Source organism: Marivirga atlantica (assembly GCF_016734805.1).
GTDB lineage: Bacteria > Bacteroidota > Bacteroidia > Cytophagales > Cyclobacteriaceae > Marivirga > Marivirga atlantica.
Map to the genome: position 1 here is coordinate 780,550 of NZ_JAERQG010000002.1, position 19,205 is coordinate 799,754.

Here is a 19,205-nt window from a genome sequence, read left to right on the forward strand (position 1 = left end):
TTCTATGAAAGATACGCTCATCATATTCAGACCATACCTTAGAGGCTTACCTATCATTCTTTTTATGATGATTGGCGGGTACATGCTCGCTTCAAAGTACCTCAATTATGTTACGCCAATGTATGAGAGTACAACTAAAGTTAAGCTGGCAGATATTTCAGAGGGTATAACCAATAGCAATCTTTTTAAGGATTTTGATGTATTCGCTACATCTAACAAGGTAGCTGGTGAAATTGAAGTTCTTAAATCCGAAGTATTATTAAATAAGGCTTTGGATCAGCTAGACTTTGATTTAGAAATTTACAGAAAGGGCAAAATCAGATCTGTAGAGCTTTATCATGAAAGTCCTGTTAAGATTCACTTTGGTGAACTGACGGAAAATATTGAGAATAAAGAAATTGATTTTCAGATAGATGCGGATAACCTCATCAAGTTAGTAAACCAGAATGGTGTATATGCCAGCGGCCAATTAGGAGACACAATAACAGCTCCTTTTGGCAGAGTGCTTTTTACTAAGAATGAAGAAGCATTTTCTGGAAATACCCACTTGAAAGTTGTGGATAATTATAGCTTCAAATTCTTAAAAAGAAGTAGCCTAATAAGCACGGTTAAAAAGAACCTGGATATAACAGCTGTTGATAAAGATGTTGCTGTAATTAGGATTATCTTCAAATCACCAAATCCTGAAAAGGCAGCTAAATTAGCGGCAACCTTGGCAGAGGTTTATATCCACGATTATATAGATTCAAAATACAAAGTTGCCAACATCACTGCTAACTTTTTAGAAAAGCAGATTGATGCTGTAAATACAAAGTTGATTGAGTCTGAAAATAATATCCAAAACTTCAGAGATAGAAATGGTATCACCAACATCAGACAAGAAACTGAAACAGAGTTAAGAAGGATTTCGCAGCTTAAAATTCAACAAACTAATTTGAAGATGAGCCTTCAGGCAATTGAGGAGCTTGAGGCCTATGTGAAAGCCGGCAAAGATAACTTCCTTGAATTGGCTCCCAATTTTGAGGCCTTTACGGATTTATTATCAACAGAGATTGTCAAAAACATCAAAGCATTACAAGCAGAGAAAAAGGATCTTCTTTTAGTTTATACCGAAGAGGAGGAATCTGTTCAGATTATTGATAAAAAGATCGAGGACTTGAAGCTTTACCTCATCGAAAGTATTTCCAACACAAGAAAAAACTTACAGACAAAATATGAGCTTCTCTCGAGTCAGATTACTGAATCGGAAAAGGTATTTATTAAGGTGCCCGCTCATGAAAAAATGCTGACTATTCTTAATAGAGAATTCAACATTTATGAGAAATCTTTCAACTTTCTGAATGAAAAGAAAATAGAGGCAGAAATTGCTCAAGCTGCTAAAATAGCCTTCCATAGAGTGATCAGTCCTGCGGCTGTTCCTCAGGTTCCTGTTTCACCCAATAGAACCATTATTAAAATTGTAGCAGCAATGCTAGGGATGTTTGGGGCTATTGCTTTCATATTTGTGATTCATGCTTTAAAGGCCAGAGTTAATAACAGAAAGACTATTGAAGACAACTCTTTAATTCCTTTAGCGGTAGAAACACCCAAGTTAAAAATGGCAGAAGATGAAATCACTCATTTTCAACGCTTGGTTACTCAGCTTGAAATTAAAGGACTTATTCAGCCTAATGCCATCATTAGCATTAGTGATTTTAAAAAGAATGAAGGTGCTCTATACAACGGACTTCATTTAGCTAAAACATTATCTAAACAAGGTGCTAGAGTAATGGTACTAGATGTTGCCGATCAGGCAGCCTCTTTTCCTGACAAGTTTCAGTCAATATTAGAAGATGGTACGGGTGTAGATATCATGAACTTGAAAGACTCGGGCTTTGAGCTGATGTCAAAAGACAACGCAAGACAATATATTTTGAATATGGCTGAGCAATATGATTATACTTTAATACTTAATGACTATTTGGGTAGCAGAAATTCACTGCTTATGCTGGCATTCTCGAATGTGAATTTTATTTCATTAGATGCACGCTTAACACTGGCAAGTAAGATAACTGAAGCCAATTTATTGATTGAGGAGTATGAAGTGAAGGATACTCATTTCATTCTGAATAGAGCTCATTATAATCCAAATATTGTGGTTGAAGTATATAGCTACCTCAAGAAACTAATCAAAAAGTTCATTAAGAAATGAAGTCTTCTGTGCTAAAAATATTGAATAACAAGAAGTTACTTCTCATCGCAGATCAAGGTCTGTTTAGTGGCATGAGTTTTTTGATGACAATTGTAATTGCCAGACTATTTTCTCCTGAGCTTTTCGGGCAATATGCAGCCATTATGATTGCTATTTATTTTGTAATGAATTTGACTAATTCATTGGTGATACAACCTCTACAGGTAATTATCGCTAAAACAAGTAATAAAAGTAATTACTTGCTATTTAACCTTGTACAGCTATGCGTCATCATCAGCTTAATAGTAGTTATTTCCTTTATTGCTGCGGAGTTTATTTTTTCTTCGTTTTCGTTTTACAACTATTATAAACAAGTGCTTGCACTATTAGCTGCTTTCTTATTACATGATTACTTCAGAAAGATTTCTTTAGCGAATAGTGAAGTTATAAAAGCATTGGTATTAGATATTGCCTACGTATTCTCAACTGCCACGATATTGGCATTTACCTTTTATGCTGATATCTCTTTTTCATACTTCATCTTATTACTCGCCTTGGCTTATGTTCCGGCTATTGCTTTGGGCCTATTCACAACTAAATTAATTAATGTAAGAGTAAGTGATTGGACTCAGTATATGAGGGAACACCTCAATCACGGAAAATGGTTATTAATGAGCGCTACTATACAGTGGTGGTCAAGTAATTTATTTGTGGTAATGTCGGGTTTGTATTTGGGCGTGGAGGCTTTAGGTGCTTTTAGGTTAGTGCAATCACTTTTTGGCGTTATCAATGTCTTCCTGCAAACCTTTGAAAATTATGTATTACCGAATGCCTCACGTATCTATGAAGTTTCTGCAGAGCAGGCAAGTAGCTATTTATATAATCTTAATGTTAAGTCAATTTTAGCTTTCGGAACTGTACTGATCGGTATATTCAGCTTTGCTGAATTATTACTTAAAATATCAGTAGGTCAGGATTATGTGCCGTATGCTTTTGTTGTTAGAGGTATGGTTATTCTTTACTTTATCATCATTGCTGCATACCCAATACGCTTGGGTATAAGATTATTACTTCTAAACAAGATTTATTTAATAGGCTATGTGTTTACACTGATCTTTAGTCTTATCAGTTTCAAATTTTTACTTCAACAGTTTGAGCTAACTGGTGCCATAGCTGGCTTAATTGTTTCGCAATTAATTCTCGCAGGCTTTTGGTACTCACGCTTAATCAAAAACAACTTTAGAATATGGAAATCATTCATGTAGTACTCGGAAAAGCTAACCCAGCACGTATGAACGGGGTAAATAAAGTGGTCTATCAGTTGGCAACTAATCAAGCTGAAAGTGGCAGAAGGGTAGCAGTTTGGGGCATAACTAAAGATACTGTTCAAAACTATGGTGAACGTAATTTTGAAACCAGATTGTTTTTGGCTCAAAGAAATCCATTCAAACTGAATAAATTTTTAAAAGAAGCCATTATGCTAAAAAATAAGCAGGCAGTATTTCATCTTCATGGTGGATGGATTCCCGTATTTTTTGGTTTAGCCAGTTTTTTAAAACGAAACAAAATACCTTATGTAATAACCGGACATGGTGCTTACAATACGGTAGCAATGGAAAAAAGTAAATGGACGAAAAAAATGTACTTCCATCTATTTGAGAAGCATTTACTACGTGGTGCTGAAAAGGTACACTCCATTGGTGAGTCAGAGGTTAAGGGCTTGCAACGAATCTTTAAAAAAGATAAAAACTTTTTGATGCCATATGGTTTTGAAGTAGCTAAGTCAGAAATTCAGGTAAACAAAGGAGATGATTTTATAATTGGTTTCGTAGGCAGATTAACTGCCTATACCAAAGGTCTTGATTTGCTTTTGACAGCCTTTAAAAATTTCAATAACAAATATCCGGAAAGTAAACTATGGTTGGTGGGAGACGGTGATGATAGACAGAGTTTGGAGCACATGATAATTGATATTCAGATTGAAAACGTAATCTTTTATGGTGCAAAGTACGGAGAAGAGAAAGATACACTGATTAAACAAATGGATGTTTTCGCACATCCTTCAAGAAATGAAGGCTTACCTAGTTCAGTTTTGGAAGCTGCCAGTCTTTCTGTTCCGTCCGTTGTTTCAGAATTTACAAATGTTGGCAACTACCTTGAAGAATTTAGCGCGGGTATAAAGATCAAAAGGAATGATGCGAAACATCTGGAACTAGCCTTTGAACAGTTATATACAAAAAAAGAGGCGGGAAATTTAAAAGAGCTTGGTCATAATGCCAGAAATATGGTGCAAGAAGCTTTTTCATGGAATAGAATAATCCAACAGTTTGACGCTTTATATGCGGTATGAAGACTATTACTTCAAATATTGACCATAGCCAATTTTATAAGAAGGTCAACTTTCAGCTTTTCTTAATCCTTCTTTTAATGGTAGCCTGCTTTTTTACCTGGAGCGAAAATGTAGTCATTACTCGGGGGATAAAGGTAGTTGGGAGAATGGGTGTACTTTTTAGTTCTTATTTGGTATACAAGAAAATTATCAACTACGGAGCTGTAGACAACTTAAAGTGGAATAATGTAATGTCTATATTTTTCTATGGCACTTATTTATTTTTAGGTTTCGCTTCTTTTATGTGGAGTACCAATGTAGGATATAGTGCACTGCAATGGTTTATGACTACTCAAACCTTAGTGTTTTGCTACTATTTTGTGAAATGTCTTTTCTTATTGGATAAGTTCTTCCCTGAACATCCTATCAGGTTGTATAATTTATTGGGTGATGCCTGCTTCGTTTTGCTAAGTATTTTTGTGGTTGGCATGTGGGTGAACCCTGATGTTTTTTTCCGAATGACACATGGAGGAGAAGAAGCCAGACTAGGAGGTTATATGATGAATCCTAATGAATTAGGAATGTTAGCAGGGGTTGGTGTAGCAGGCTTGATATTCGATTTAAGAAGAAACCATAAAAGATGGTGGACCATTTTTAAGTTGGCTGTGATGTTTTATGCTCTTTATGCAACTGGATCAAGGTCTTCATTAATTGGTGCTTTACTTATTATCGGTTTTCATGTTAAGCAGTCTTCAAATGCCAAACTTAAAATTTTAATAATAACAGGTATGATAGTGGTAGCACCAGTGGCTATCTGGAAAGTTGTTTTGAAAGATGGCGATACCGAAAGGCTTGAAGAAGTAATGAGTATGACTGGCCGTTTACCTTTCTGGACAGCTTTGATCAATGAAGGTTTGCCAAGAGAGCCTCTTCTAGGTTTCGGCTTTATGCGGATTGATTATAAAGAATATTTTCAAAGTACGCATACTTATCCTGGTAAGATGACACATAATACATTTATGCAAGTGCTGATGAATTTAGGGTTTATTGGTATCACGGTCATCATTTTTCAGATGATCTTTACTTTTAAAGGAATAGCCAAAGAAAATGATGAAAAACGCTTGATGCTGTATTGTATTTTAATACCCCTCATTATTAATTCACTTACTGAGTTTGGCATTTATGGTGAATCTAACTATGGCATTTTATTCTATCAACTTATTATACTCTACATATCCTTTAGGGATAACCACATCTTGAGTCCGGCCGGCAGATTATACCTTAAAAAGAGACGTCCCGACTTAGCTGTCTAATTCCATTTCTCAAACATGTTCCAAAATATGGAATATGTGTTTGCGTCAAACCTGTCCCCAGTTCATTTAAATGCTGTTTTCCGCAGATGGCATCACTGTTGTCAATGTTTTACAGCCTTAGTAGGCTAAATGTAAAACTTAAAATGTATGTCAATGAATAAGCTATTTGATGAATTAGGATACACCGGGTCAAGCATTACAGATGGTGGAAAAGAACTCAAGCTATTAGTTGTAAATAACCCTGATGGAAGTATTAGATGGGTTGTTCCTGCAACTGCGCGCAAAGCTTATTTCTTAAAATTTTATAATACATCAAGCCTGAAGGCCAAGCTGATGGCACTATGTTTTAAGCTTGTTTTTCTATTAAGGCTTCAGCATGTAATCTTGAAATCGAAACTTGTAGTCATTAAACCGAATAGCCAGCTAAATCAAATTATTGACTTATGGGGTAATAAAGCTTGGGCAATCTTTACAGGCACGCCTGGCCCTAACAATAAAAAGATACTTTATTACATAAGGGGCAGAAGAAGCTTCTTTGTGAAGTTTTCAAGTAAATTTAATAGTGTTAGACTCATTCAGAATGAGTCAAAAACAATCGATCTTTTAACTAAAAATAACATCTGCACTTTTGAATTTCCTGATGTATATAAGAATAACGGTACTTCCTTAACATTAACAGACATTTCAGAAAATAGTGCCAGATCAACTGAATTAAGTCGACATCATTTTCTGGCCCTGCAAGAGATATCCCTTATTAAACCCACTAAAATTCAGACATTTAATTTTGATGAGTTAGTAAAATCATTCGAAAGAAAATTGGGTCAGCTTTCTGAACAAGGTGACGAAAGAGTATCTCAGGCACTTTACAAGAAGCTTAGAATGTTATTAGCCAATCTTAAGGAGCAGAATCTTACTACAGGTCTAATACATGGTGACTTTACACCATGGAATACTTATTACAAAAATGGACAGCTTGGAATATACGACTGGGAGCTAAGTAGCTTTAATGTACAAGGGTATGATTTCTTTCATTTTGTTATTCAGAAGGGGATTCTTTTGGAAAGAAAAACCTGGAAGGAGATTTACGCAGAATTACGCTATTATGCATCCAAACCATATTTTTCCTCTTGTTTCCCAGAGGTGGCAAAGAGTTTTAACGAATACCTGGCTGCTTATTTACTTTTTAATACAATTGAAAACCTTTCGTTATTCCAAAAACAGGAAAAATGGCATATTCAGGTTAATTGGCTTTTGAGCACCTGGAATCAGGCAATTAGCCAACTACTTGCTGAATTTATAGGTGATAGAAAAGTATTACTGATTGATGCATTTAGTTATTTCAATAAGTTCGAATATGCAGGAATTAAAGTGCCTAACATAGCCGTAGACTTTATCTCAGAGGAATCGGACGTTGACTTATGCATTAAAAAAGCTGATGCGAGCCAATTCGTGAATTATTTACAAGATCATCCTTTAGTGGCTAAGTTAAGAGTGCTAAGAAAAAGCTACATGTTTGAAGTAAAAGCAATTCTTAGCAATGGTCAACAGCTTGATTTTGATTTGTTGTGGAATCTTAAAGTAAAAGAACTATCAGTATTAAGCTTTAAAGAATTACTGCATGATTATCAGATAAACGATTATGGCGTAAAGGTGACTTCCGTTTTAAATACTGCCAGGTTTATAGGATTGTTTTATGGTATGAACGGAGCCAATGTGCCTAAAAAGTATAATAACCTGATGCTTAACCTGAAAAGCTCATCACAACTTCTCGATAGAATTATTTTTGATTCAGCTATTAATGGTTCCATTCCAAGGTACAAACTCAAATTGCTTAAATCAGGCGATCCGGAGAATAGCGGTATTAATTATGTTAAAAACTTATTCCTTTATGTGCTTGATACCTTAAAAACACTACTGAAATACAAAGGCTTTGTAGTCACTTTCAGTGGAGTTGATGGAGCAGGAAAGAGCACTGTGATAGATAATCTTAAGCACAGACTTGAAAAGAAATATAGAAGGAGAGTGGTTGTATTAAGACACAGACCTTCGCTACTTCCTATTTTGAGTGTCTGGACAAAAGGGAAAAAGAAAGCCCAGGAGGATGTCATCAACGCTTTACCTCGCCAAGGAAACAACAAGAGTACAATTGGCTCATTAGTCCGATTCGCCTATTACTATATAGATTATTTAATCGGACAGTTCTACGTGCATATACGATATGTAAGTTTAGGAGTGGTGGTTTTATATGACAGATATTATTTCGACTTTATAAATGACGGAAAGAGAAGTAATATCAATTTACCTGAAAAATGGGTAAAGCCTTGGTATAAGTTACTCTTAAAACCAGATGTGAACTTCTTTTTATATGCCGATCCTCAGGAAATTCTGAGAAGAAAGCAAGAGTTGAATGAAGAAGATATTAAGTCTTTGACTTCAAAATACCTCAATCTATTTAAAAGTCTTAACAAGGGTAAGCGTTCGCGCTATATCCCTGTAGAAAATAAGAATCTTGATGATACACTCAATCTGATTGAAAAGAGAACAGCTTTAAGTATGTGATTATGAAAGGGCTTTTAACAAAAATTATCAGGTTAAGAAATCCAAATTTTAAACTTGACAGCCAGCTTAATAATGGGGCTATAGTTGAATTTGTATGGGTGCAATTTTGGAGCTTGATGCGCTCACTAAAAATGCTACTTAGGGGTAAAGCACCAAAGTTTGCACTTCTTGGTAAGAGGGTGAGTTTCTTCAACTTATCAAAAATACATTTTGGTAAGTTCATGAAGCTTGGCGATCAGGTATATATCAGTGCCCTTGCTAAAGAAGGTGTGTTTATTGGTAATAATGTAGGAATTGGTGCACACAGCAGAGTGGTGGTTTCCACTTCTCTCAATCAACTCGGTGAATTTATCAAAATAGGTGATAATGTTGGTATAGGTGAGTTTGCCTATTTAGGTGGAGCAGGAGGATTAGAAATTGGAGATGGCTGTATTATAGGCCAATATTTAAGTTGTCATCCTGAGAATCATAATTATCAATCATTAGAAAAGGAAATACGGCATCAGGGTGTTAGCCGCAAAGGAATTAAAATCGGTGCCAACTGCTGGATTGGCAGTAAAGTAAGCATACTCGATGGTGTGTCCATAGGTGAAGGATCTATTATTGCCGCAGGTGCTGTGGTGAACAAGTCATTTCCGGATAACTCAATAATAGGTGGTGTACCTGCCAAATTAATAAAATCACGATTAGACTGAACCAATGAAAACAATTTTAGCTACTGCCTATGCGGTAAATCCTTACAAAGGATCAGAAGATGGAATGGGATGGAATATGATTTTGCAAATCGCCAGATTCCAAAAAGTGATTGCAGTCACTCGTGAAAATAATGAACCCAAAATAGCTCAGTATATGAAGGAGAATCCTTCAAAGCTTTATGACAATATTCAGTTTGAATATTTTGATTTGCCTTACTGGATGCGTTTCTGGAAGAAAGGTGGAAGAGGAGCTATGCTGTATTATTGGATGTGGCAAAGGGGAATTGTTGGCTTCATTCAAAAGAAGGGATTTGTTTTTGATATTGCTCACAACCTTAATTTTCATAATGACTGGACACCCAGCTATCTCTGGAAACTGAATAAGCCTTTTGTATGGGGGCCAGTTGGTCATCATCCTAAAATACCTACGCAGTACCTTAAAGATTATAACCGTCTTCAGCATTTAAAGGATTTGCTTACCTGGAGAATCAAGCAATTTTTTTGGAATAGCTCTACAGATTTATCTAAAGCTATTAATAAGGCGGATCACATATTTTGTATGAATTCAGAAGTGCATCAAGTGCTCGAATTTGATAAGGAAAAATCATCGATAATGCCTTCAGTTGCTACGCAGGATTTTGGTTTTATTTCCAACTATAAGCCTGAAATGTTCTCAGTAATATCAGCCGGTAGATTAGTTGCATTAAAAGGATTTGATCTTACCATTAAAGCTTTTGCCAGCTTCATTAACCAATTAAATGCAGAAGAAAGGAAGATGACTGAACTCACTATTGTGGGGTGCGGACCTGAACTTAGCAACTATAAGGAACTTGTTCTGGAGTTGAATATAGAAGAAAATGTGCAATTTATTGAGTGGATTGACCGAGTAGACCTCATGAGGAAATTTAAAGTTTCATCAGCTTTCTTGTTTCCTTCTCATGAAGGGGCAGGTATGGTAGTTGCTGAAGCATTATCCTTTGGTGTGCCTGTAGTTTGTCTGGACAATGCCGGACCTGGTGAATTTATTGATGATAAATGTGGCATAGCAGTTAAGCATCAGGATTATGATGATACGGTTACTGAACTAGCTAAAGGTTTAAAAAAGCTTTACACTGATAAAGAAACATTTGCAGAAATGAGGATTAATGCTAGAAAGAGGTTTGAATCTCATTTCAACTGGCAAATTAGAGGGAAGCAGTTAAAAGAAGTTTATCAAAAGGTTGTATCATGAGAATCATTGCTGCTCACCTATTTAATGACTTTAGCGGAAGCCCTAAAGTGTTAATGCAGTTGATCAAAGGTTGGTTAGCTCATGATTTTGATGTTGAGGTTTACACCTGCGGTGGTAGAGAAGGTTTTCTGTCAGATATACCCGGAGCCAAAAAATTTAATTATTGGTACAAACTAGCATCTAATCCTTATATCCGCTTTGTTTTTCTGTTTATAAGCCAAATGCTTCTTTTTTTTAAGCTTGTGTTTAAGATAGAAAAATCGGATATTATATATGTAAATACCGTACTACCTTTTGGCGCTGCCTTGGCAGGTAAATTAAGAGGTGCAAAAGTAATTTATCATATACATGAAACCAGCCTAAAACCATTAATATTTAAAAAATTAATGTTTGCCTTGGTTAAACTTTGCGCTGCCAAAGTAATTTATGTATCTAAGTATTTGGCAGCGGAGGAGCCTATCAATTCTGTTGAGCAACACATTTTATATAATGCAATTCCTGATGACTTCTTAAAAGAAGCCTCAAATAACCAACGTTCGCACCAGGAGCCGAGAAATGTACTTATGGTTTGCTCTTTAAAGGACTACAAAGGTGTAAAAGAGTTTGTAGAATTGGCTCTAATGAATGATCACTTCCAATTTAGGTTGATCTTGAATGCATCTGAAACTGAAAAATCGAACTACTTTAAAAATATTATTATACCTAATAATTGTGAAATCTATACCACGCAAACAAACTTACATCCGCACTATCAATGGGCAGATATTATCCTAAACTTATCGCGACCTGATGGTTGGATTGAAACCTTCGGTCTAACCATTATTGAAGGTATGGCTTACAGATTACCTGCTATAATTCCACCTATCGGAGGTATTACTGAGTTGGTAGAAGATGCTGTGAATGGTTATCAGGTTGACAGTAGAAAAAGAATTCAATTAAGTGAAGCACTTAGTGCCATTATGAGTAATACTTATACACATAATGCTATGAGTGCTGCTGCGCAATTAAAACTTATGCAGTTTACTGAGGCTCAATTTATTGAATCCAGCTTAGCCATATTAAAGTGCTAATCATGGATTTATTTCCAATTTCTGGAAATAATTTCAAACAAAAATATTATAAGTATCTGGTAATCAGTTGTTAAAAAATTAGGTACGTTTTTTCATAGTAGATGTATAAGGTAATAAACTAAATCCAGTACTATGAAACATCTTAAAAATATACTAGTAACCGGAGGAGCAGGATATATTGGCTCACATACTGTAACCAAGCTTAGTGAAGCTGGATTCAGAGCCATCGTTGTTGATGATTTCCGAAACAGTTATCAATCAGTTATTGAGAATTTAAACGAGCTTTGTTTAATCAAGCCACTATTTTTTAATGTTGACTGTACTAATAGGGTAGTATTGAAGAGGATATTTGAAACGCACCACATTTACGGTGTTATTCACTTTGCTGCCTATAAATCTGTTGAGGACTCCATAAACAAACCAGCCGCATATTTTCAAAACAACATCAACTCATTAGTCACCATAACTGAATTAATGAATGAATTTAATGTTGATAAACTGGTTTTTTCTTCCTCGTGCACTGTATATGGTGAGCCCGATTCTATTATGGTTTCAGAAGACAGTCCACTTCAGGAAGCCAAAACACCCTACGGTTATTCTAAACAAGTAGGGGAGGATTTCTTAAAATTTTTGGTTAAGTCTGAAGATAATATCATCAAACCAATCATCTTAAGATATTTCAATCCGGTTGGTGCACATCCAAGTGGGCTGATAGGTGAATTGCCTATCAATAAACCAAGAAACCTGATGCCATTAGTTTGCCAAAGTGCTGCTGAAATGATTGGCCCCATTAAGGTTTTCGGAACCGATTACGACACACCAGACGGAAGCTGCATACGAGATTTTATTCATGTTTTAGATTTAGCGGACGCGCATATTAAGTCGTTAGATTATGCCAAACAAATGGATGAGCCTTTGGAAGTATTCAATGTAGGTACTGGTAGAGGTACCTCTGTATTAGAGCTGATCAATTCATTTCAAGCTATCAATCATATTGAAGTGCCACATGTGCTTGGCGAAAGGAGGGATGGAGATATTGTGAAGATTTATGCAGATACCACAAAAATTAACAACAAACTCAACTGGAGTAGTCAGTATTCTATGGAAGATGCAATAGCGCATAGCTGGAATTGGCAACAAAATTTATTATCACAAAAAGTATTTTAAGATCATGAAAACTAGAATTTCAATTATAGGAACAGTTGGGCTTCCGGCTAATTATGGAGGCTTTGAAACTCTTACTGAGCACCTGGTTACTAAACTTTCTGATGAATACGACATCAACGTATATTGTTCGGGTAAAAAGTACAGCAAGGAAGAAAGAAAGTCGCACTATAAAGGCGCTAAACTTACTTATTTACCCTTTAATGCAAACGGCATACAAAGTATCATTTATGATAGTTTGTCTATCGTGCATTCAGTATTCAAAAGTGATGTATTACTTATTTTAGGAGTTGCCGGAGCCTGGTTATTACCTTTCGTGAAACTTTTCACCAAGAAGCGTATCATCATATCAATTGATGGAATTGAATGGAAACGAGATAAGTGGAATACTCTTGCTAAGTGGTACTTATTTTGGGCTGAGAGTTTAGCCGTTAAATTTTCACACATCGATATTTCAGACAATGAAGCCATTCAGGATTATACCGCACAGCGTTATAATTCATTAAGCAGAATAATTGAATATGGAGCCGATCATGTTTTAAAAGTGAATCCTACTATTGAAGATGAATATGATTATCCATTTTTATTAGATGATTATGCAGTTAAGGTATGCCGAATTGAACCTGAAAATCATGTGCATACAGTTCTTGAAGCTTTTTCAGTTTTTCAAGACATGTCGTTGGTCTTTATAGGCAATTGGGATAACAGCGAATATGGTCGAGAACTTAAGGCTAAATATCGGGATGTAAAAAATATTACCATTTTAGACCCTATATATGATCAGAAAAAACTAGATCTGATTAGAGGAAATGCTTCGTTATATATCCACGGACATTCAGCAGGAGGAACCAACCCTTCTCTTGTGGAAGCCATGTTTCTAGGTTTGCCAATTATCGCTAATGGAGTCTCTTACAATCGAGTGACTACAGAAGATTCAGCAATTTATTTTAATAACCTTGATCAATTGGTAAAAGCACTTATGGAATTAGATATGCAACATTTGCCTAAGCTTGGTAGTAAGATGGCTGAAATTGCTAATAGAAGATACAACTGGAAGCTCATTGCCGAAAAGTATAAATTACTTGTTGTTGAGGCTTTACAGATACCCGTAAAAAAGGCTGTTGGCGGCAAGCTTTCGTCACTTACGCTGAGTGATTTAGAGCAATATGAACTTGCACACCTATTTAATCAGGATCAGTTTTACGTAAAAAGATAATTCACGAGCTATGTTGACCTACACAAATATAATAATCGCTATTATGATGCCGGCAGTCATTTTTCTGGCACTTTTCCAGCCTGCTAGAAAGGTAGCTATCAGACTAGGCCTGGTTGATAAACCCAATGCACGAAAGCAGCATAAAGGCACTGTGCCTTTAATAGGAGGCATATTAATTTTTCTTTCTGTGCTTATTACACAGCTATTAATGGAAGATGTACTAAGAGACTTCTCTTTTTTAAAAGTGATATTTATTTCTGGAGGGTTATTGACGATGATGGGCGTTTTAGATGACCGATTTGATATCAGAGCTACTATTAAATTATTTATACAATTAGTATTAGCACACCTGGCCATTAATAATGGTTTTATGATCACTTCATTTTTCGGGATTCTTGGTATTCATGAATTAAGTTATCCTTTACAATATGTAATTTCTCTTTTGGCGATAGTCGGTTTTGTAAATGCCTTCAATTTAATGGATGGTATAGATGGACTAGCAGGAAGTTTCGCTTTGTTTTCAATAGCTATATTAGCTGCATTGGCTTATACAGCGGGAGCTAATTTTCTGTTTCTGGTACTGCTATCATTTATACCGGCAATCGTAGTCTTTTTAGTTTTTAATACAGGTAAAAAGTACAAGATTTTCATGGGTGATGCCGGTTCACTTTTTCTTGGCTACTTAATTATACTTTCAGGGATTCACTTAATGGGAGTCATAGCTATAGATGAGAAGTCACTTAATAATATTGCAATCCTTCTTTGCATATTGTTTATCCCAATTATGGACTCGCTTAGAGTTTATCTGCTAAGGATCAATAAAGGAGGAAGCCCATTTAAAGCGGATAGAAATCATTTACATCATTTGTTTCTGGCAGGAGGATATAGCCCTCTAAAAAGTACTATATACATAGTTTCAACGGCTGTTCTGTTTATATTAATAGTTGTATTCTCTGGCGATAGATTTGATATTAATTGGACTATTTTTATCCTTTTAGGATGCTTTATAACACTAATCGCCTTACTGAGGTATAACGCTTATATAAAGGAATGGACTGAAAAGATTAAAAAGTTTTAGTCCAGAATTGTAAGTACTATTTTTTCAGCTTCATCTAATTCCATTTTCTGGAACTTAGGTGAAGCCTTTTTAGGTAATTCATGATGCTCGGCAGCTTTAAGCACATCTGGATGAATATAATACTCTCTACAGGTACTTAAATTGTTGCCCAGCTTCTTTGCCACCAACCTCACTAATGTTGGTTCAAATTGTAGCCTTTTGTTCTCTTTTAACTTTTGTTCAGCATCATTGTATAAAGCTATTGTAAGCTTGGTGCCACCCCATGTTCTGAAATCCTTGGCGCTAAAATCTTCACCCATATGCTGCTCAATATATTCATTGACATCAGCACTTTCTACATTTTGCCAATTTCTGTAACCCTCTTTGTATCTGAAAATCTCATATCCAGGGAGATCACTTATTTCACGAACCAGCTTGGCTAATCTTTTATTGGAAATATTTACTTTTCTAATTTTATTGCTCTTGGCCTGATATTCTAAGCGTAAGCTTTTTTCACTGTCTGCAATATGCTTTCTTCTAAGTGTGGTAATGCCATACGATTCATTGTTTTCAGTATAGTACTGGTTGCCAATTCTTAGATAATACTCATCCAACAGATGTACGATTAGCGCAACAACTTTAGCCTTGTTCCATTCTGTTGAGGCAAGATCTTTCTCAATTTGATTTCTTAGAGGACCAAGACTTTTGCCAAACTCAGCGAGCTTACTAAATTTATTGTGCTGGTTATAGGCAGTCCAGTCAGGGTGATAGATGTATTGTTTCCTGTTTTTTAGATCTCGGCCTGTACTTTGTAAATGGCCGTTTTCTTTTTTGCAAATCCAAACATCTTTCCAAATAGGGGGGATGACTAAATTTTGAATACGCTTAAGAGTTTCTTCTTCAGAAAGTTCTAACTCTTTTTCATCTATATATACAAATGAATCTCCACGTTTAATCCTTGTATAACCAGGTTCTTCATCTGTTACGTAGACTAAATTCGGTTTTTTTTCAGGCATGTATTATATACCTGAATCGGTATAAAATGTTTATGGATTATAAGTTTTGCTAGAGTCTTCAGTCATTTTGTGTATTACTTTAAGCTCTGAAGCCGTTAGTTCTCTCCATTTACCTGAAGGTATATCAAGCTGCACATTCATGATTCTAACTCTTTTCAGTCGGGCTACTTTGTAATCAAAGTGTTCACACATCCTTCTGATTTGTCTGTTCAGACCTTGAGTAAGAATTATCCGGAACTGTTTATCACCTAATTGCTCCACAAAACACTTTTTTGTGACAGTTTCTAAAATAGGAACTCCATCGCCCATTTTCTTTATGAAATCACCTTTGATCGGCTTATTCAAAGTCACTATATATTCTTTCTCGTGATGATTTCTGGCTCTTAAGATTTTATTTACAATGTCACCATCGTTGGTCATAAAAATCAGACCTTCACTATATTTATCCAATCGGCCAATGGGGAATATTCTTTCAGGATAATTGATGTAATCAACAATGTTATCCTTTTCTCTCCTGGTATCAGTTGTGCAAACAATACCTCTGGGTTTGTTGAAAGCCAGGTAAATCTGCTTTTGATTTTTAGCAGAAACAATCTTCCCATCAACCCGAACAACATCTCCCTCAGCTATTTTGGTACCCATTTCTGGGATTTTGCCGTTGATGGTCACTAATCCCATTTCAATGAGTTTATCAGCCTCTCTTCTGGAACAGTAACCAGCCTCACTTAAGTATTTATTAATCCTTGTTAGTTCTGCTGCCACTTTTAAAATATTGAATGTTTAGTCATAGTAGTAAACTGCTCAAGAAAGTCAATGCCACGCACGGAATTACCTTGTTTGTTCAATCTGGGGCTCCATACCGCAATGGTATATTCTCCCGGAAGTACTGCTGCAATGCCACCACCAACTCCACTTTTACCGGGTAGTCCTATTTTGAAAGAGAAATCACCGGCCTGGTCATAAAAGCCGCATAGCTGCATAATAGCATTTATTCTTTTGGCTTTACTTGGGTTAATAATTTTTTCACCTGTAGTGGTAAGTTTTCCCTTGTTTGCCAAAAATAGAAAAGACTTGGAGAGTACTTCACAATCCATTTCAATGGAACAAAGATGAAAGTAAAAGTCCATCACTTCATCAATATCATTATTAATGTTGTTGAAGTATTTCATTACATTAATAAGGGCATTATTCACATAAGACATTTCTTTTTCGGATGAGGCAATTCTGCTTGAATAATCTATAGAAGCGTTACCTGAGATTAACCGTACAAATTCAAGAAATTCCTTTTTTGGATTGTCAAGTTGGGTAATTAAAATATCAGAGATTACTAATGCACCGGCATTTAGCATCGGATTTCTGGGAATTCCATCATCGTGCTCTAATTGAACAATAGAGTTAAATGATGTGCCTGATGGTTCAACGCCAACTCTTTTCCAAATCCTTTCACCAACTAATTCGTAGGCTAATGATAAAGAAAATACTTTTGCAATACTTTGAATTGAAAATGGTGTGCTGGCATCACCAAAAGAAAAACCGCTATTTGTTACAGTTTCCAGATGAACACCAAACTGCTCAGGATTTACTTTTGCTAATTCAGGAATATAATCCGCTACCTTTCCATGGCTAGTTTTTGATTGTATTTCCTTGCACGCACTTGCAAATATATCTTGGTAATCCATTAGTTGGTTTTATGTTGAGATTACTAATTTAAGGACAAAAAAAATCCTGTACATATTGCACAGGATTTAATTCTTAAATTTGAGTTTAGCTTATTCAGCTGCACCTTCTGCTGGTGCTTCTTCGCCTTCAGCTCCCTCTTCATCTTCAGCTCCTTCTTCATCATCAGTTTGTTTACCTCTAAGTGCTCTAGGTATTTCAACCACAGCAATTGATGCTTGTGGTGTATCTAACACCTGGCAATTTTCGATTTCTACTGATTCAACTTTAATTGCTTTACCAAAGTCAAGTCCGGAAATATCTACTTCGATATATTCTGGCATATCTTTAGGCAATGCTCTAAGTCTTAAGGCTCTTCTTTTGTGAATTAAAGTACCACCCTTAGTAACGCCTGGTGCCGTACCAGTAAGGTGTACAGGAATATCCATTTTAATGTTTGTTCCTCTGTGTAATTCTAAGAAGTCAGCGTGTAATATGATTTCACTTACAGGGTGAAATGATACATCCTGTAAAATTGCTTCGTATTCATCACCTTCGATGTTTAACTTTACAAAGTGTGCATCTGAGGTGTAAACTAGTGGACGGAAAAGAATCATTGGTGCGTAAAAGTGAATTTGCTTTTCACCACCATAAAGTACAGCAGGAACCATTGCTTCTGCTCTTAACTTTTTTGCTTCTTTCTTGCCAAGATTTGCTCTTTTATACCCTATAATCTCAACTGTTTTCATAATATATAATTGTTAAATTGTTACTTATATAAATAGTGAACTGATAGATTCATGATCGTGAATCTTTCTGATTGCTTTGGCAAACATATCAGCCACGGTTAGTACTTTTATTTTGTCAGACTTTTCTCTTAACGGAAGCGTATCAGTCGTAATTAACTCATCTAGTGTAGATCCTGCTATGTTCTCATACGCCTTTCCTGAAAGTACAGGGTGCGTTATAACTGCTCTTACAGATTTAGCTCCTTTTTCTTTTAATACATCAGCAGCTTTGCAAAGTGTACCGGCTGTATCTACTAAATCGTCAAATAAAATAACGTCCTTTCCCTTTACATCACCAATTACTTGCATAGCAGCAACTTCATTGGCTTTTTGACGATGTTTGTCACAAACTACCATATCCACTTTAAAATGCTTCGCGTATCTTCTCGCTCTTGCAGTTCCACCCACATCTGGTGAGGCAAAAATCGTTTCCTTGGTAATGCTTTCTTTCAAATAAGGAACAAAAATGGCTGAAGCATCAAGATGATCTAGGGGGATATTGAAAAACCCTTGAATTTGCCCTGCATGTAAGTCGCAGGTTACAATTCTATCAACTCCTGCCGCTTCCAAAATATTGGCAATCATTTTAGCACCGATAGCCACTCTTGGCTTATCTTTTCTATCTTGCCTAGCATATCCAAAATAAGGAACTACAACTGTTACGTTTTCAGCACTTGCTCTTTTGGCTGCATCAATCATTAGGAGTAACTCCATGAGATTATCAGCAGGAGGGAAGGTGGATTGGATTAAGAATACATGATGTCCTCTTATTGATTCTGTATAATATGGAGATAATTCTCCATCACTAAACTTTTGAAGTTCAACATCACCAAGTGGAGTTCCATAGCTTGAAGCTATCTTATCTGCAAGATATTTCGATGCTGATCCTGAGAATATTTTAACTGAGGACATGTTTGCTTAACGTTTAGCTTTAAATAAAT

General features: G+C 35.8%; 16 protein-coding genes. 11 read left to right on the forward strand and 5 right to left on the reverse strand.

What is annotated here, in order from left to right; genetic code table 11:
- Positions 1–4 precede the first annotated feature (4 nt).
- The 11 genes from JKP34_RS10605 to JKP34_RS10655 all read left to right on the forward strand — a co-directional run bounded on the left by JKP34_RS10605 (position 5) and on the right by JKP34_RS10655 (position 14,825).
- Positions 5–2,191: a GumC family protein gene (locus JKP34_RS10605; protein WP_201920843.1), complete on the forward strand. Its 2,187-nt coding sequence runs from the start codon at positions 5–7 to the stop codon at positions 2,189–2,191.
- Positions 2,188–3,435 carry a lipopolysaccharide biosynthesis protein gene (locus tag JKP34_RS10610; RefSeq protein WP_201920846.1) on the forward strand — a complete coding sequence of 416 codons (1,248 nt, stop codon included), beginning with the start codon at positions 2,188–2,190 and terminating at the stop codon, positions 3,433–3,435. Before JKP34_RS10605 ends, JKP34_RS10610 begins: the two co-directional genes overlap by 4 nt.
- A complete protein-coding gene (locus JKP34_RS10615; RefSeq protein WP_201920849.1) occupies positions 3,417–4,520 on the forward strand; it encodes a glycosyltransferase family 4 protein in 1,104 nt (367 codons plus the stop codon). The genes JKP34_RS10610 and JKP34_RS10615 overlap by 19 nt, the downstream gene beginning before the upstream one ends.
- Positions 4,517–5,812, forward strand: a complete 1,296-nt coding sequence (locus JKP34_RS10620) for an O-antigen ligase family protein (RefSeq protein WP_201920851.1) — start codon at positions 4,517–4,519, stop codon at positions 5,810–5,812. Before JKP34_RS10615 ends, JKP34_RS10620 begins: the two co-directional genes overlap by 4 nt.
- A gap of 153 nt (positions 5,813–5,965) precedes the next feature.
- The gene (locus JKP34_RS10625; RefSeq protein ID WP_201920853.1) at positions 5,966–8,371 is read left to right on the forward strand and encodes a phosphotransferase; all 2,406 of its coding nucleotides are present in this window, start codon (positions 5,966–5,968) and stop codon (positions 8,369–8,371) included.
- A gap of 2 nt (positions 8,372–8,373) precedes the next feature.
- The gene (locus JKP34_RS10630) at positions 8,374–9,066 is read left to right on the forward strand and encodes an acyltransferase (protein ID WP_201920856.1); all 693 of its coding nucleotides are present in this window, start codon (positions 8,374–8,376) and stop codon (positions 9,064–9,066) included.
- A gap of 4 nt (positions 9,067–9,070) precedes the next feature.
- Positions 9,071–10,297: a glycosyltransferase family 4 protein gene (locus JKP34_RS10635; RefSeq protein WP_201920859.1), complete on the forward strand. Its 1,227-nt coding sequence runs from the start codon at positions 9,071–9,073 to the stop codon at positions 10,295–10,297.
- Positions 10,294–11,367, forward strand: coding sequence for a glycosyltransferase family 4 protein (locus JKP34_RS10640; RefSeq protein WP_201920862.1), 1,074 nt, complete (start codon positions 10,294–10,296; stop codon positions 11,365–11,367). The genes JKP34_RS10635 and JKP34_RS10640 overlap by 4 nt, the downstream gene beginning before the upstream one ends.
- Positions 11,368–11,499: 132 nt before the next feature.
- Entirely contained in the window at positions 11,500–12,534 is a 1,035-nt protein-coding gene (galE, locus tag JKP34_RS10645; protein WP_201920865.1) for a UDP-glucose 4-epimerase GalE, read from the forward strand.
- A gap of 4 nt (positions 12,535–12,538) precedes the next feature.
- A complete protein-coding gene (locus tag JKP34_RS10650) occupies positions 12,539–13,747 on the forward strand; it encodes a DUF1972 domain-containing protein (protein WP_236664961.1) in 1,209 nt (402 codons plus the stop codon).
- 10 nt (positions 13,748–13,757) lie between these two features.
- Positions 13,758–14,825 carry an MraY family glycosyltransferase gene (locus JKP34_RS10655; RefSeq protein ID WP_201920868.1) on the forward strand — a complete coding sequence of 356 codons (1,068 nt, stop codon included), beginning with the start codon at positions 13,758–13,760 and terminating at the stop codon, positions 14,823–14,825.
- Here the strand turns inward: JKP34_RS10655 and JKP34_RS10660 are convergent.
- The 5 genes from JKP34_RS10660 to JKP34_RS10680 all read right to left on the reverse strand — a co-directional run bounded on the left by JKP34_RS10660 (position 14,822) and on the right by JKP34_RS10680 (position 19,176).
- Positions 14,822–15,820: a DNA topoisomerase IB gene (locus tag JKP34_RS10660; RefSeq protein WP_201920871.1), complete on the reverse strand. Its 999-nt coding sequence runs from the start codon at positions 15,818–15,820 to the stop codon at positions 14,822–14,824. The two genes, JKP34_RS10655 and JKP34_RS10660, sit on opposite strands and share 4 nt — an antisense overlap.
- A gap of 30 nt (positions 15,821–15,850) precedes the next feature.
- Complete coding sequence (gene rluF, locus JKP34_RS10665) at positions 15,851–16,582, reverse strand: 23S rRNA pseudouridine(2604) synthase RluF (RefSeq protein WP_201920874.1); 732 nt, start codon at positions 16,580–16,582, stop codon at positions 15,851–15,853.
- Between the two features lie 2 nt (positions 16,583–16,584).
- The gene (locus JKP34_RS10670) at positions 16,585–17,499 is read right to left on the reverse strand and encodes a glutaminase (protein WP_201920877.1); all 915 of its coding nucleotides are present in this window, start codon (positions 17,497–17,499) and stop codon (positions 16,585–16,587) included.
- Between the two features lie 90 nt (positions 17,500–17,589).
- Entirely contained in the window at positions 17,590–18,225 is a 636-nt protein-coding gene (locus tag JKP34_RS10675; RefSeq protein WP_201920880.1) for a 50S ribosomal protein L25/general stress protein Ctc, read from the reverse strand.
- Between the two features lie 24 nt (positions 18,226–18,249).
- A complete protein-coding gene (locus tag JKP34_RS10680; protein ID WP_201920882.1) occupies positions 18,250–19,176 on the reverse strand; it encodes a ribose-phosphate pyrophosphokinase in 927 nt (308 codons plus the stop codon).
- Positions 19,177–19,205: the final 29 nt, after the last annotated feature.